This is a genomic window from Proteus sp. G4415 (genome assembly GCF_963896075.1).
Classification (GTDB): Bacteria; Pseudomonadota; Gammaproteobacteria; order Enterobacterales; family Enterobacteriaceae; genus Proteus; species Proteus mirabilis.
In genome coordinates this window covers 43,137-57,618 of record NZ_CAWQOK010000048.1, presented here as the reverse complement: position 1 = coordinate 57,618, position 14,482 = coordinate 43,137, and the positions used below count along the sequence as shown (strand labels likewise).

Annotated in this window: 14 protein-coding genes; 5 read left to right on the top strand and 9 right to left on the bottom strand. The window is 39.3% G+C overall.

What is annotated here, in order from left to right; all coding sequences use genetic code 11:
* Nucleotides 1-297 precede the first annotated feature (297 nt).
* From ptsG to syd, 4 genes are all read right to left on the bottom strand, one after another.
* On the bottom strand, nucleotides 298-1,746 hold the full coding sequence (ptsG, locus tag AACU95_RS04995) for a PTS glucose transporter subunit IIBC (protein WP_004249509.1): 1,449 nt from the start codon (nucleotides 1,744-1,746) through the stop codon (nucleotides 298-300).
* A gap of 282 nt (nucleotides 1,747-2,028) precedes the next feature.
* On the bottom strand, nucleotides 2,029-2,808 hold the full coding sequence (gene truC / locus AACU95_RS04990) for a tRNA pseudouridine(65) synthase TruC (RefSeq protein ID WP_004250244.1): 780 nt from the start codon (nucleotides 2,806-2,808) through the stop codon (nucleotides 2,029-2,031).
* 8 nt (nucleotides 2,809-2,816) lie between these two features.
* Nucleotides 2,817-3,140 (bottom strand): YqcC family protein, encoded by a 324-nt coding sequence (locus AACU95_RS04985; protein ID WP_004245488.1) that lies wholly within the window; start codon nucleotides 3,138-3,140, stop codon nucleotides 2,817-2,819.
* 473 nt (nucleotides 3,141-3,613) lie between these two features.
* Nucleotides 3,614-4,162: a SecY-interacting protein gene (gene syd, locus AACU95_RS04980; RefSeq protein WP_036970662.1), complete on the bottom strand. Its 549-nt coding sequence runs from the start codon at nucleotides 4,160-4,162 to the stop codon at nucleotides 3,614-3,616.
* A 163-nt stretch (nucleotides 4,163-4,325) separates the two neighbouring features.
* On the opposite strand from syd, the gene queF reads away from it, so the two are divergent.
* From queF to xni, 3 genes are all read left to right on the top strand, one after another.
* Entirely contained in the window at nucleotides 4,326-5,171 is an 846-nt protein-coding gene (queF, locus tag AACU95_RS04975; RefSeq protein ID WP_004245492.1) for an NADPH-dependent 7-cyano-7-deazaguanine reductase QueF, read from the top strand.
* Nucleotides 5,172-5,262: 91 nt separating this feature from the next.
* On the top strand, nucleotides 5,263-6,630 hold the full coding sequence (gene ppnN, locus AACU95_RS04970; RefSeq protein WP_004249505.1) for a nucleotide 5'-monophosphate nucleosidase PpnN: 1,368 nt from the start codon (nucleotides 5,263-5,265) through the stop codon (nucleotides 6,628-6,630).
* A gap of 6 nt (nucleotides 6,631-6,636) precedes the next feature.
* Complete coding sequence (gene xni, locus AACU95_RS04965; RefSeq protein ID WP_017628582.1) at nucleotides 6,637-7,386, top strand: flap endonuclease Xni; 750 nt, start codon at nucleotides 6,637-6,639, stop codon at nucleotides 7,384-7,386.
* Between the two features lie 88 nt (nucleotides 7,387-7,474).
* Here xni and rlmM read toward each other — a convergent pair whose 3' ends face one another.
* From rlmM to AACU95_RS04950, 3 genes are read right to left on the bottom strand one after another with little or no spacing between them, the layout of a single operon-like run.
* Complete coding sequence (gene rlmM / locus AACU95_RS04960; protein WP_004245495.1) at nucleotides 7,475-8,572, bottom strand: 23S rRNA (cytidine(2498)-2'-O)-methyltransferase RlmM; 1,098 nt, start codon at nucleotides 8,570-8,572, stop codon at nucleotides 7,475-7,477.
* Nucleotides 8,565-8,960 (bottom strand): DUF423 domain-containing protein, encoded by a 396-nt coding sequence (locus AACU95_RS04955; protein ID WP_004245496.1) that lies wholly within the window; start codon nucleotides 8,958-8,960, stop codon nucleotides 8,565-8,567. Before AACU95_RS04955 ends, rlmM begins: the two co-directional genes overlap by 8 nt.
* A gap of 43 nt (nucleotides 8,961-9,003) precedes the next feature.
* Nucleotides 9,004-9,924, bottom strand: coding sequence for a transcriptional regulator GcvA (locus tag AACU95_RS04950; RefSeq protein WP_004245498.1), 921 nt, complete (start codon nucleotides 9,922-9,924; stop codon nucleotides 9,004-9,006).
* 651 nt (nucleotides 9,925-10,575) lie between these two features.
* On the opposite strand from AACU95_RS04950, the gene csdA reads away from it, so the two are divergent.
* Together csdA and csdE are read left to right on the top strand one after the other, a co-directional pair.
* Nucleotides 10,576-11,790, top strand: a complete 1,215-nt coding sequence (csdA, locus tag AACU95_RS04945; protein WP_141192179.1) for a cysteine desulfurase CsdA — start codon at nucleotides 10,576-10,578, stop codon at nucleotides 11,788-11,790.
* 2 nt (nucleotides 11,791-11,792) lie between these two features.
* Complete coding sequence (csdE, locus tag AACU95_RS04940; protein ID WP_036895559.1) at nucleotides 11,793-12,236, top strand: cysteine desulfurase sulfur acceptor subunit CsdE; 444 nt, start codon at nucleotides 11,793-11,795, stop codon at nucleotides 12,234-12,236.
* Nucleotides 12,237-12,306: 70 nt separating this feature from the next.
* On the opposite strand, the gene tcdA is transcribed toward csdE, so the two are convergent.
* Together tcdA and mltA are read right to left on the bottom strand one after the other, a co-directional pair.
* Nucleotides 12,307-13,155 (bottom strand): tRNA cyclic N6-threonylcarbamoyladenosine(37) synthase TcdA, encoded by an 849-nt coding sequence (gene tcdA, locus AACU95_RS04935; RefSeq protein ID WP_012368311.1) that lies wholly within the window; start codon nucleotides 13,153-13,155, stop codon nucleotides 12,307-12,309.
* A gap of 108 nt (nucleotides 13,156-13,263) precedes the next feature.
* A complete protein-coding gene (mltA, locus tag AACU95_RS04930) occupies nucleotides 13,264-14,358 on the bottom strand; it encodes a murein transglycosylase A (protein ID WP_004245504.1) in 1,095 nt (364 codons plus the stop codon).
* Between the last annotated feature and the right edge of the window lie 124 nt (nucleotides 14,359-14,482).

Genomic DNA, 14,482 nt, shown 5'->3' with positions numbered 1-14,482 from the left:
ACTTCTTTATCTTTATTAACAATCATAAAGTCTCTATTACTATTGCTTATAAGTAAAGATAAATCTTTTATTCCTAAAGAAATATCATCTTTTCCCAAAGAGATGTTTTTTTTATTCCCTATAGAGAGCACAAAAGTTTTATATTCATCATCTTTTCCAAATAATTTCATTGTCATTTAATCTCTTAAACTCTGTTTATGTTCTAAAATAATTACATAATTAACACCTATATTATTTCAATAAAAAAACACTCTTAGCTGATGCATAAGAGTGTTTTCTAATTTAGTCAAAAATAATTTATTTTTCAGTTGTACCTATAGACCGAATATATTCATCCATTTCAGTTTTTAAATTATCAGACTTAGGGCCAAAAATTGCTTGAATACCGGATCCAACCACCACAACACCAGCCGCTCCCAGTCTTTTCAGCTCATCACGATCGACCTTATCAATCTCTTTTACACCAATACGCAAGCGTGTAATACAAGCATCTAAGCTACTGATATTATCTTTACCACCGAAAGCAGCGACTAAAGATTGTCCCATCGCACTTTTATCCGCTTGTTTCGCGTTTTTATCTTCTACTTCTCGCCCTGGGGTTTTCAGGTTGAGTTTCACGATTAAGAAACGAAAAATAGAGTAATAAGTTATCGCATAAAGTATACCAATAATTGGGAATAGATACAGTTTACTGCTATTGCCACTCAATACGATAAAGTCGATTAAGCCATGAGAAAAACTTGTACCGTCACGCATACCTAACAAGATACAAATAACAAATGCTAAACCGGCAAGAATGGCATGAATAACATAAAGAATAGGTGCTACGAACATAAATGAGAATTCAATTGGCTCTGTGATCCCTGTTAAAAAGGCAGTCAATGCCGCAGAAATCATGATCCCACCAACTTTTACACGGTTTTCAGGGCGTGCTGTATGCCAAATAGCAATGGCTGCCGCGGGTAGACCAAACATTTTAAATAGGAAGCCACCTGATAACATCCCCGCAGTTGGATCACCTGCCATATAACGTGGAATATCACCGTGGAACACTTGTCCTGCGCTATTTACATACTCACCCACTTGCATTTGGAATGGTACATTCCAGATATGATGCAGACCAAATGGCACTAACGCACGCTCAACAACACCATAAATACCAAATGCAACGGCTGGATTTTGATACGCAGCCCACTCAGAAAAACGTTGAATAGCAGTACCAATAGGAGGCCAAATAAAGGATAAAAGAATACCGACAAAAATCGCAATCAGCCCAGAAATAATAGGTACAAAACGTTTACCTGCAAAGAAGCCTAAATATTCAGGAAGTTTAATACGATAAAAGCGGTTAAACATTGATGCGGCAATAATACCGGCAATGATCCCACCGAGTACCCCCGTATCAGTTAAACGTTGTATTTCAACACTATCAGGAGATAATCCTAAGACCCAAGGTGCCACCACCAGCATGGTTTTTGACATAATGCCATAGGCAACGACGGACGCAAGAGCTGAGACACCATCATTATTGGTAAAACCTAACGCCACACCAATAGCAAAAATCAGTGGCATATTAGAGAAAACCGAGCCCCCCGCTTCTGCCATCACTTGAGAAACAGAGACAGGGATCCATGATAGTCCCGCAGACCCAACCCCTAGTAAGATACCGGCAATAGGTAGCACAGATACCGGTAACATTAAGGATTTTCCAATTTTTTGTAAAACAACAAATAGGTTTTTAAACATCAAGCAGACTCCCGAATATGGGTTGTATGTGTTATAAGTTTTTTATTTGTTTAAAGTTAAGGTAGGTTTATTCAATTAACTTATCTAATAATAAGCTCTATTTATTTTACATCATAAAATAAATCCATTATTGAATATATGATAGCTGTCACGTTTCAGTTCATATCTTTTATCAATAAAAGTAACTTTTTATATTACAACCAGTTATTGAGGAATAAATATTGCGCAAACTACCAAAACTTAAGTAAATAAGTCTTGATAGTCACGACAGGTAAGCAATATTCAAATATCAGAAAGTACAAAATGGTGAGCTAAATCCTCACCGAATTGCTCTAATTCGGGCTTTAGACCACGCCAGCCAAACTGATTAATCAGATGTTGCCATGGCAGATCCCACTTCGCTGTTAAGTTAAGTGGTTGTTGAGTGATCGGATGAATTAAGTTTAGCTGACTTGCGTGTAACATCAAACGATGTGATTGAAAATGATTTACGACCCCACGATTTTGTCGTAAATCGCCATGGGCTGTATCCCCAATAATAGGGTGACGAATATGAGACATATGACGGCGCAATTGATGCTTACGCCCCGTTTCAGGACGTAATTCCAATAAGCTAAAACGCGATGTTGGATAGCGCCCTATCGCCACTTCTTTTTCCACTTTTGCAAGTGGCACACAATGCGTAATACAGTGTTGAATTTTAGGAGGTTGAGAGGCAAATTTGTCAGCGATTTTGTCATGCTCTTCAACAAGTGGACTATCAATTATCATTGGCTCTTCAACATAGCCACGCACAACTGCATGATACACTTTCTCCATTTGATGTTGTTCAAAACAGACTGAAAGTGTTCTTGCAACCTCGGAAGAGAGCGCCATTAATAGCACTCCGGATGTGGGTCTATCTAAACGATGAACAGGAAAAACATGCTGACCAATTTGATCTCTTAATGTTTGCATCACAAACACGGTTTCATGCCTATCAAGCCAACTGCGGTGAACAAGCCAGCCCGCCGGTTTATTCACCGCCACAAGATATTCATCTTGATAAATAATATCTAGCATCATTGACCTTATTGCTTAAATAACGCATCAAGTTCACGAAGGTGATTGAGTAAATCCACATAATCACGCGTCTCATCGTCCTTAAATGCTTCTTCATAATAAGGTGCGATAGCAAAAGCCGTCGGCAATGCCATACCACTGTCAATAAGAGAAGATAAACGAGGGATCAGAACCCATTGCAACCATTCATGCGCCTCCATTGTATCAATACAAAAAGGCTCTGAGCTTGCAAAAGCCTCATCATTAGGCGCATCCAATTGCCATAACCCTATGTTTTTCATCTCTTCTTCAATTAATAACAGTCTTGCTAAAATGTGTTGTTCTGAGGTCATTGTTTATTCCTTACATAAAAACAGAATAAGCATAACATTGGGGCTGAAAGAGTGAAAAACAAATAGAAAATAAAGGGGCCGTAGCCCCTTTAGACAAGAAGATATGATTATCTAATATAATACCTGCATCCTAGCAGAACCGTTTTATTGTCATCTGTCATCCATGATGATGAAAGTCTATATCTTGTATTAATGGAAATATCCTATTTCCTACATCCTTGATTACTTTCTTTATCACGGTTACCAAATAATCCCTTAGTTGGCGGAGGTAGAATGCCAATAATTGGTTAGTGAAACAACCCACAAAACAAAGGTAATCAATAAAGAAAAACCATCACGAAAAACAATGTATGATTAATCCATTGAAATTATTTAACAAACAAAAAAATCATTACGCAACATTTGCATTTAGTAAGCTAAAGACACTCTTTTTGTAAGATATATCTCACAGAAAAAATAGCTAAATGATTACCTTACTTATCAAAAACAGGGGTTAATTTTGTTAAAAATAGTGATAAATTATCTGCAAGCACTTCCCTTTTCTTTTGACCAAAAGTTTCTAGTATTACTTCACCTGAAAGATTACATACAGAAATAATATCGTTTTCAGACGCTGTTGTACCGATAAACAAAGTCGGGGTAAGCTTCAATCGTTTTTGTGTCACAAGATGTCCGATCATGTTCTCTTGTAGGCGAATAAAATCCTCTTCACTCCAAATTTGAAGCAGAGTAAAGTTGAGCGAATCAAAACGGACTTGCATATCACCAGCATATTGCGTAGTAAAATAGTCATGTAATTCAGGGCGAATAATAATTCCCATCGCTTTTTCAACTTTTTCTAATTTATCTCGACCCTTAAAAGGCTGTGGTAACCAATAAACCACATTATCTCCGGTACGAGAAATACAAGGAGAAGGAACACCATAAAGCTCATGGCTGGCAGGAGGAAACCCTGACTCTTGTTGCCATAAATCAACATAATTTTGCGTAAGCTGTTTTAATTCAGTGGAAATATCATTCATCGTTATCATCGTCTGTAGGCATAAAAAAGAGAAATATATCCCTTATGTTACCTGATAATACCGGTAATTTTGAGCGCCAATAATAAAGCGTTCATATACTCTTGATATTTCGCTAGTATAATCACGGCTCTTTCCATTTTTTGATGACATTAGGATATCGATTATGTCTTTATATCAGGGAGATAAGGCTCTCGAAGCACTATCATTAGGCAAAGAAACACAATACCACACACACTATGATGCGAGTCTATTACAAGGTGTACCTCGTCGCTTAAATCGAGATTCACTCTCTTTAACTGCTGACAATCTACCTTTTCATGGTGGTGATATCTGGACAATGTATGAGCTATCTTGGCTCAACAGCCAAGGCTTACCTCAAGTGGCTATTGGCCATGTAGAATTAGATGCAACGACAGAAAATCTCATCGAATCAAAAAGCTTTAAGCTCTATCTCAATAGCTTTAATCAAACTCGTTTTGAAAATTGGCACATTGTTGAAGAAACATTACTCAAAGATTTAACTGCTTGTGCTAAAGGCAGGGTGCATCTAACGCTTTACCCACTTTCCCATTTTACCTCACAGCCTATTGTCGATTTTGTAGGAGAGTGCATTGATAACCAACCTATTGAAATTGATAATTACCAATTCGATAGCCAATGGTTAAACGGATCAACAACAGATACACTGGTTGAGGAGACGCTTGTTAGTCATCTGCTAAAATCAAATTGCCTGATCACGCACCAACCTGATTGGGGATCTGTGATGATCCAATATAAAGGCAAAAAAATCGACCGTGAAAAACTACTACGCTATCTTGTATCCTTTAGACAGCATAATGAATTTCACGAGCAGTGTGTTGAGCGAATATTCCACGATATTATGACATTTTGTTCACCAGACACATTAACGGTTTATGCAAGATACACTCGCCGTGGAGGATTAGATATTAATCCTTGGCGTAGTAATTGTGAGTTTGTTCCAGAAACTGGTCGCTTAGCCAGACAATAACGTGAATAATGCCTGTATGTTAATATGATCTATGTTATACAGAGATCAGTTGCACTTCAGTTTGTTATTTCGGGAGAAAAAGGAGTCCTACGTGATAACTCATGTCAGCCCATTAGGTTCCATGGATCTGCTTTCACAGCTAGAAGTTGATATGCTTAAAAGAACAGCCAGCAGTGATCTTTATCAACTGTTTCGTAACTGTTCACTTGCAGTTCTCAACTCTGGTAGCCTTACTGATAGTAGTAAAGAACTGTTATCTAAATACCAAGATTTTGATATTAACGTACTGCGTCGCGAACGTGGTGTAAAATTAGAGCTAGTTAATCCCCCAGAAGATGCCTTTGTTGATGGAAAAATTATTCGCTCTCTACAAGCAAACCTATTTGCTGTACTGCGCGATATTTTGTTTGTGCATGGGCAAATAACCACGGCAAAACGCGACCTACATTTAAACCTTGAAAACAGCGCCCATATAACAAACACCATTTTCTCTATCTTACGTAATGCAAGAGCGCTGCATATCGATGAAGATCCAAATATGATCGTTTGCTGGGGCGGACACTCCATCAATGAAACAGAGTATCTTTACGGTAGAAAAGTCGGTAATGAATTAGGGTTACGCGAACTGAATATCTGTACTGGGTGTGGACCTGGGGCTATGGAAGCTCCCATGAAAGGCGCTGCAGTGGGGCACGCTCAACAACGTTATAGAAATAGCCGTTTTATTGGTGTTACAGAGCCATCAATCATCGCCGCAGAGCCACCAAATCCTCTGGTTAATGAACTTATCATTATGCCAGATATTGAAAAACGTCTGGAAGCTTTTGTTCGTATTGCCCACGGCATTATTATTTTCCCAGGGGGCGTAGGAACCGCAGAAGAGCTACTCTATCTACTTGGTATTCTGATGTCACCAGAAAACCAAGAACAAGTACTGCCACTGATTTTAACGGGTCCTAAAGAGAGTGCAGACTATTTCCGAGTACTCGATGATTTTATTGTTAATACCTTAGGTGAAGATGCACGACGTCATTATCAAATCATCGTCGATGATGCGGCTGAAGTGGCTCGTATTATGAAGAAATACATGCCATTGGTAAAAGATAACCGTCGTAGCACAGGGGATGCTTACAGCTTTAATTGGTCAATAAAAATTAATGCGGACTTACAACATCCTTTCGAGCCAACTCATGAAAATATGGCATCACTTAATTTAAGCACGCATCAATCTCCTGAAAAACTGGCGGCTGATTTACGCCGTGCATTTTCCGGTATTGTCGCAGGTAACGTAAAAGAAGTGGGAATGAAGGCGATAGAAGCTCATGGCCCTTATAAAATTCACGGTGAAAGCGATATTATGCGCCGTATGGATATTTTATTGGCGGGGTTTGTCGAACAACATCGTATGAAGCTACCTGGTGGTAGTGCCTATCAACCTTGTTACGAGATCATCAGCTAATTAATTATGGTACATTTGCTGATCATTGATGCATTAAACCTGATCCGCCGTATTCATGCGGCATCAGGTTCTTCATGCCTGACAGTGTGTGAACATAGCGTGAATCAATTGCTTAATCACACACAGCCTACTCACGCGGTTGCTGTTTTTGATGAAGATGATAGGGAAAATAGCTGGCGCCATCAGTTATTGCCGGAATATAAAGCAGGCCGCTCGCCGATGCCGGCTGATCTGCACCAACAGCTTCCAGAAATTAAAGCAATGCTACTTAACTTAGGTATAAAAAGCTGGCATTCAGGAGGCGATGAAGCGGATGATGTGGCCGCAACTTTGGCAACAAAAGTCGCTCAAGCCGGACATAATGTGACCATTATTTCAACAGATAAAGGTTATTGCCAATTACTTTCCCCTGCCATACGTATTCGTGACTATTTCCAAAAACGCTGGCTCGATCTTGAATTTATTAATCAAGAGTTTGGTGTTAAACCGACACAATTAACTGATTATTGGGGATTAACAGGCGTTAGTAGCAGTAAAGTTTCCGGTGTCCCCGGTATTGGTCCTAAAAGTGCAACAGAACTTTTGCAACTTTATCCTAATTTAGAGTCACTGTATCAACACATTGATGAAGTGCCAAAAAAATGGCAAACCAAATTGAGTGATAATAAAGAAGTTGCTTTTATTAGCCGCCAAATCACCACACTTCGCACTGATATTAAGCTAAACGGTAATTTACAACAGTTACGTTTAAAATAGTTTAATCAATAAAAAGGCTAACGCTCTGTAATCGAGAATTAGCCTGTTGATAATTTATTCATCAAAAGATGAACTTAACGCTGTGAAGTTAAAACTCGCGATCAGGACGATAAGCAGCCCAGATATTTTGGATATGTACCGTGATCTCTTCTCTGTCATGATACAAATGCTTAGCCTGAATTTTAGCATTAATGCCTTTCTCAGCTAATTCAGCTCTAATTTTATCAAGGATATGCGCAACTTCTTCATAACGCTTTTTCATCGGTAATTTTAAGTTGAATATTGCTTCACGACACCATTCATTAACTATCCACGTTGTCATTAATGCAGCCACTTTGGCAGGCTTCTCAACCATATCACACACCAGCCAAGTAATATTCTTTGACGTCGGCTCAAACTTAAAGCCATCAGCTTGATGGTGGCGCACTTGTCCTGTTTCCATTAAAGAAGGAGCCATAGGACCATTATCAACGGCATGCACCATCATGCTACGTTTAACTAATTGGTAAGTCCATCCTCCGGGACACGCCCCAAGATCAACCGCACTCATCCCACTGGCTAAGCGCTCTTCCCACTCTTCATAAGGAATAAAAACATGGAACGCTTCTTCAAGTTTTAAAGTTGAACGACTTGGTGCATCTGCTGGGAATTTTAAGCGGGGGATCCCCATATAGAATGGCGAGTTATTAAAGCTATAGGAATAGCCCACGTAACAACATCCCGGAGCAATAAAAAAGACATGGATCACCGGACGGCTATAATTTTCAACTTTTAATAAAATCTTTTCTTTACGTAATTGATTACGCAAAGGAACAGTGAATTTGCGGCAAAATTTTAATAACTCTTTGCTTTCATTGGTATCAGCGACTTCAACACGTAATTCACCTGCTTTTTCTGTACTACCTTTTAGCTGGTCAATAATGGGAGTAATACGATCTTCTGGTGGTAAGTTCTTTAATAATTCACCACAAACAAATAATTGGCGTGCGAAGATAAGTCCTCTAAAATCCACATCACGAGCAATTTTATCTGCATCACCTTCTTGATAGCATTCAAAAATGACGTAACCACTTCCCTCTTTCACTCGAGAAAAGCCATAAACACCTATTTGTCCTGCCTTATCCGTTATCTCCGCCGCGCACTCTTTTTCAAAACCAGGGCGACAATATAATGCTACTTTATTCATGGCGAGATGCCGGTGTCCTTAGACGCAAAGCGCCAATAAAAATTAAAATCCAACCAATAAGAAAACTAAATCCACCAATTGGCGTAAAATAAGATAATAACCTAACCTGTGTTAGCGCCATACAATAAAGGCTACCACTGAAAAGTAAAATGCCTAAACCAAAGAAAATACCTGCCCAATAAAGCCATAAAATGGTTTTGCGCATTAATATCGCCGCTAACCCTACAAGTAGTAAAGTATGTACGATTTGATAACGCATAGCTAACTGAATATATTCCCAATGCTGTGGCGATAAATGAGGGGCTAATTTATGGGTAGCGAATGCCCCAAAAGCCACATAAAAAAAACCACTGATTGCGGAAAACATAAGCAATGTACGACTATTCACTGTTTATTCCTTCCTGTTAGGAGCTAATTTACCTAAACAAATATTAAGAAGTTGCCAATAATCCTAATTTTTCCTGTTCATTTGCCGCTTGAGATAAAATCCATTGACGGAAAGCAGCAATTTTTCCTAATTCAGCCTGACTGTCTTGGCAAACTAAATAAAAGGCATTTTTACTGACAAGCACATCTTGAAAAGGCCTAACTAATCGACCTGATTCAATTTCACTGCGAGCCATAACATTATTAACTAATGCAACACCTTGTCCGTGTACTGCAGCCTGTATCACCATAGAGCTATGGCTAAAGATAGGCCCTTGTTGCACATTAATCTGGTTTTGGATCTCCAATTGACGAACATAAGCTTGCCAATCACGACGCGATGTATCATGTAACAGTGTATGATAAATCAGATCGGACGGGGTTTTTAGTGGTTTTTCACCTGTCAGCAAAGAAGGAGCACAAACCGGAATTAAATATTCGGCGTAAAGACGATCAGTACGCAATCCAGTCCAGTTCCCGCGGCCATAAAAAATAGCCACATCCACATCATCAGCAAGCTTATCTTCTTCGCGATCAACCGCCTGAATACGAACATCAATCCCCGGATAAGCCTGATTAAACCCTGATAACCTCGGTACTAACCACTGAATAGCAAAACTCGGCGACAAGCTCACTGTTAAAGCCCCTTTTGCGCTTCGCGCAAGTAATTTTCTTGTCGCTTCATTAATTGAAGAGAAAATTTCTTTGATATCAAGATAATAACTTTGACCTTCTTCGGTCAGTAACAAAGAACGATTGCGTCTTCTAAATAATTTTAGTCCAAGAAATTCTTCTAATGTTTTAATTTGATGGCTAACCGCTGCTTGAGTCACGAATAATTCTTCAGCCGCTTTAGTAAAACTTAAATGACGTGCTGCCGAATCAAAAACTCTAAGGGCATTTAGTGGAGGTAAACGTTTAGACATATTCTGTTGTGAAACCCCTATTTTGGCTGTTGGTAAACCCTAACGTTAGTTATTAGTTTTTTTTATGCGAAGCATTATAATTTGTCCCTTGATGATTAGCCAGTAAATACCTATAGTACTCGCACTTCCTAAGCCGGAACGAAAAGTTGTGTAGTAGTAATACTGCAAAACTTTTGGCTTTGTGGTTGTGATGTTGTGTTTGCAAGTTGTCTGGAAATTCCAGACTTTGTAGCTGATGCTACTGTTTTTTTTCACTTCCTGTACATTTACCCTGTCTGTCCATAGTGATTTTATAATGCACCGCCAAGGCGGTGCTTTTTTTATATATTACTTTTCTCTAACTTCGCAACGCTGACGGACTGCACATCCTATTTTTATGCTAAATGCGCACCTACTTAGCTATTATTATGCTAAAAAAGTGCAACATCTTTTCCCCATAGGCAATAACAGCGCTCAGTAGATAAACATCTATTCCATTTTCGATGCTATAAACAAGCTCACCTTTATCGTGTTACCATAAAAATCTATCGCAATTCACAGTAAACAAATTAGCAATTTCATTATAAATAAATATTATTAACCGTATAATCTCGCGGTTAGATTTTTACTTACTATAACGGCGTTTTCTAGACTGACTAACACAAGCTCATTATGAAACCATTTTCCCCTACTGTTTTTCGCCAACAATTTCCTGCTATTGCGGAAAATATTGTTTATCTTGATAGTGCGGCTACCGCGTTAAAACCTGTAGCTATGATTGAAGCTTCAGATGAATTTTATCGCCATAGCTCAGCGACGGTTCACCGTAGCCAATATCAACAAGCTAAAAAGATGACACAACACTTTGAGCAAGCACGTCAGCAAGTCGCTCAATTACTTAACGTCGCAGATAGCGATACTATTATTTGGACGCAAGGCACCACTGGCTCACTTAATCTTATTGCTCAAGGCTATTTCCGCCCACGATTACAAGCCGGTGATGAAATTATTGTTAGCGAACAAGAGCATCACGCCAATCTTATTCCTTGGTTAATGTTAGCAGAGCAGACTGGGGCCAAAATTATTCGCTGGCCGATTGAAGATAACTTTTTACCTTCAATCGCCACACTGACGACATTACTTACGGCAAGAACAAGAGTAGTGGCAATAAGCCAAATGTCGAATATCACCGGTGCACAAATCGCCTTAGATAAAGTTTCTCAATGTGTACATCAATATGATGACTGTTTACTCGTGGTTGATGGTGCACAAGGCATAGCTCATCATGCAACGGATATCAGCGCCCTTGATATCGATTTTTATGCTTTCTCTGCCCATAAATTATATGGTCCCAATGGCCTTGGCGTATGTTATGGAAAGCGCGAACTTTTAGAAGTGATGTCTGCGTGGCAAGGGGGCGGAAAAATGTTAACCACGGCAAGCTTTAACGGTTTTGTACCCGCGGCTATTCCTCATCGCTTTGAAGCAGGCACCCCTAACATAGCTGCTGTAATTGCTTTTTCAGCAACATTAGATTGGTTACAAACGCAAGATATGGCGCAAGCCAATCAATACGCCTTAACTCTGGCAGATAAAGCACAGGCGCGTCTTGAGCAACTGGAGGGTTTTATCAGCTACCGCGCGCCTCATTCACCGGTACTCGCTTTTAATTTTGAGGGTATTCATCACAGTGATTTAGCGGCATTAATCGCGGAACAAGGTATTGCTTTACGCACAGGGCAACACTGCGCACAACCCTTAATCGATGCTTTAACCATCTCTGGCTGTTTACGCGCTTCTTTTATGCCATATAATCAACTTTCTGATATTGATAGGTTAGTTGATGCGGTTAAATTCGCACTGTCCTTATTAAAAGATGAAGATTAAATATGAGTAATAATACACAACACCCTTTTGGTCATGACATTACCTTAGATGGATTATTTCAAGACTTCCAGAAATCTAAATCATGGGAAGATAAATATCGTCAATTGATCCAACTTTCAAGAAAATTACCCGCATTACCTGATGAATTAAAAACAACAGAAAACGAAATCAAAGGGTGCGAAAATAGAGTATGGCTAGGTGTTGAGTTAAACAATGACGGCAAATACCATATTTATGGTGATAGTGATGGGCGAATTGTAAAAGGCTTACTGGCGGTTATTTTAACAACAGCTGAGAATAAAACAGCACAAGAAATAGCCAATATCGATATATTAGCTATTTTTGAACAATTAGGATTGGCTAATCAAATTAGCCAATCACGCACTGATGGTGTCAATGCCATTATTGCGCGATTAAAGTCGCTGACACAGACATCTCAACCCTAACAAGTCAATGTGTACAGCTTGTTGTATGGTGGATCAATACGCTTAAATGCTCCAAAGTGCAACTAGGTGACTAGTGCGATTGAGCACCATCAACAACGCGACAACTTGAAGTATGACGAGTACGTTGCGCCTTAGCTAACATCTTCTTTAATACATGAGAAACGGCAATAAAACCAAAGGAAGCGGTAACCATTGTCACCGCGCCAAAACCCGCTGAGCAGTCCATACGCTTGACACCATCGGCAGTACTTTTGGCCGCACACACCGTACCATCTCCTTGAGGGTAGACTAATTGCTCGGTTGAAAAAACACAATCTATGCCTAATTTACCTTTGCTATTTTTCACAACATTAAAATCAGATTTTAAACGCTCACGTAATTTAGCGGCTAATGGATCTTGAATGGTTTTCGCTAAATCGACGACTTGGATTTGAGTTGGATCAATCTGTCCGCCTGCGCCACCAGTGGTGATAACAGGAATTTTATAGCGACGACAGTAAGCTAATAATGCGGCCTTTGGTCTAACACTATCAATAGCATCAATCACATAATCAAATGAGTTTTGCATCATTTCTGCCACATTATCAACCGTAACAAAATCATCAACACAAGTAACTTTGCATTCAGGATTAATTTGCAAAATTCGCTGCTTCATCACTTCACATTTAGGCTGGCCGACATGCTCTTTTAGCGCATGAATTTGTCGATTGGTATTGGTGACACACACATCATCCATATCAATTAACGTAATAGCGCCGATCCCACTGCGAGCTAAGGCTTCTGCAGCCCAGCTACCAACGCCACCAATGCCGACAACACAAATATGTGCCTGAGAAAAATAATACAGCGCTTGTTGTCCATAAAGACGGCCAATACCAGAAAAGCGTTGCAGATAGGAGTCTGATAATGAATTTTGCATAATGCGATAACAACCTAGATAGCAGAAATAATCATGGCTATTGTTAATCAATAGCCATGGCGTTTGCTCATTTTACCGTTAATATGACAATATAAATAGTCAATCGTTTTACTGTATGGGGTTCAGTAAGGTGGGTTGCGATTTTTTTAATACCCATACACGTCCATAATGATTATAAAAACCCGCCATTTGTCCGGCTTCTTTACCAATACCATGATAAATATCGAAATGATGTCCTTTAATGGCTCCCCCCACATCCAAAGCAACCATTAAACGCATTTGGTATTGTCCAGTAAACTTACCGGTATTATCTAAAATAGGGATTTCCGCTAATAATACGGTTCCTGCGGGGATAATACTTCTATCAGAAGCCACTGACGCTTTAGCAATCAGCGGAATAGCACTTGCCCCTCTTACTGGCGTAAAAGGTTCAGGTTTAAAGAAAACGAAAGAGGGGTTCTGTTCTAATAATTTTCTGACTTCTTGTTCACTATGCTTATCAGCCCACTCTCTAATTGCCAACATTGACATCGCTTCTTTTTCAACTTCACCATTATCAATCAGCACTTTACCAATACTGCGGTAGGGATGACCATTTTTCCCAGCATAACCAAAGAAGGTTAAAGGTTTACCATCACCATAATCGACATAGCCACTGCCTTGCACTTCCATCATAAAGTTATCCATGATGGAGTTACTATAAGCGGCAATTAAAGTGGGACTTAAAGCACCGTTATAGATAGCCGCTCGTGAAGGCAATTTACCACGCACTTTGGCTGGCATGCGGTAGAGCGGATATTTAAAGTCACCTTGTGGCGTTAAACGTGCTTCTAAAACAGGGGTATAATATCCGGTAAATTTTACATTCCCATAATTATCTTCCCCTTCCATTTGAAAGGCTGCGATATTAAATTGACGTAATTGACGCGTATCTGCCCCTGAGCGTAACCAATTTTCCACTGCTTGATAAGTATCTTGATTACTATTGTATAGACGTGAAGATGTTTGATTTATTTGGTTAATTTGTTCAAGGTAATCTGAACCATTAATGGGCTTGCCTTGCGTATTTGGCGAGTTAACTTCAATAAGATCTTGCTTAAGCTTACCATCTTTATACTGTTGTCCCTGATCTGTTGGACGATGGCAGCCTGTTAAGGCAAGCGCTAATATCCCCAAAAGCAACGATTTTCGCCAAGTAACCATTTTTTACTTATATTCCTACTTTAAAAAGAGTTGATGACAAGAAAGATACCAAAGCCAAATCAAGAAAGATATCGATACAGAAGTGGTTGCAGTTTTTTTAATTATCGGCTTCACCATTTAGTGT

Bases quoted from the DNA above. Each gene is read 5' to 3' on its own strand.
- truC (WP_004250244.1), bottom strand. From the start codon at position 2,808: ATGCTAGATATTATTTATCAAGATGAATATCTTGTGGCGGTGAATAAA.
- rlmM (WP_004245495.1), bottom strand. From the start codon at position 8,572: ATGAATAAAGTAGCATTATATTGTCGCCCTGGTTTTGAAAAAGAGTGC.
- xni (WP_017628582.1), top strand. From the start codon at position 6,637: ATGGTACATTTGCTGATCATTGATGCATTAAACCTGATCCGCCGTATT.
- ptsG (WP_004249509.1), bottom strand. From the start codon at position 1,746: ATGTTTAAAAACCTATTTGTTGTTTTACAAAAAATTGGAAAATCCTTA.
- csdE (WP_036895559.1), top strand. From the start codon at position 11,793: ATGAGTAATAATACACAACACCCTTTTGGTCATGACATTACCTTAGAT.
- csdA (WP_141192179.1), top strand. From the start codon at position 10,576: ATGAAACCATTTTCCCCTACTGTTTTTCGCCAACAATTTCCTGCTATT.
- AACU95_RS04950 (WP_004245498.1), bottom strand. From the start codon at position 9,924: ATGTCTAAACGTTTACCTCCACTAAATGCCCTTAGAGTTTTTGATTCG.
- mltA (WP_004245504.1), bottom strand. From the start codon at position 14,358: ATGGTTACTTGGCGAAAATCGTTGCTTTTGGGGATATTAGCGCTTGCC.
- tcdA (WP_012368311.1), bottom strand. From the start codon at position 13,155: ATGCAAAATTCATTATCAGACTCCTATCTGCAACGCTTTTCTGGTATT.
- syd (WP_036970662.1), bottom strand. From the start codon at position 4,162: ATGAATGATATTTCCACTGAATTAAAACAGCTTACGCAAAATTATGTT.
- queF (WP_004245492.1), top strand. From the start codon at position 4,326: ATGTCTTTATATCAGGGAGATAAGGCTCTCGAAGCACTATCATTAGGC.
- AACU95_RS04985 (WP_004245488.1), bottom strand. From the start codon at position 3,140: ATGACCTCAGAACAACACATTTTAGCAAGACTGTTATTAATTGAAGAA.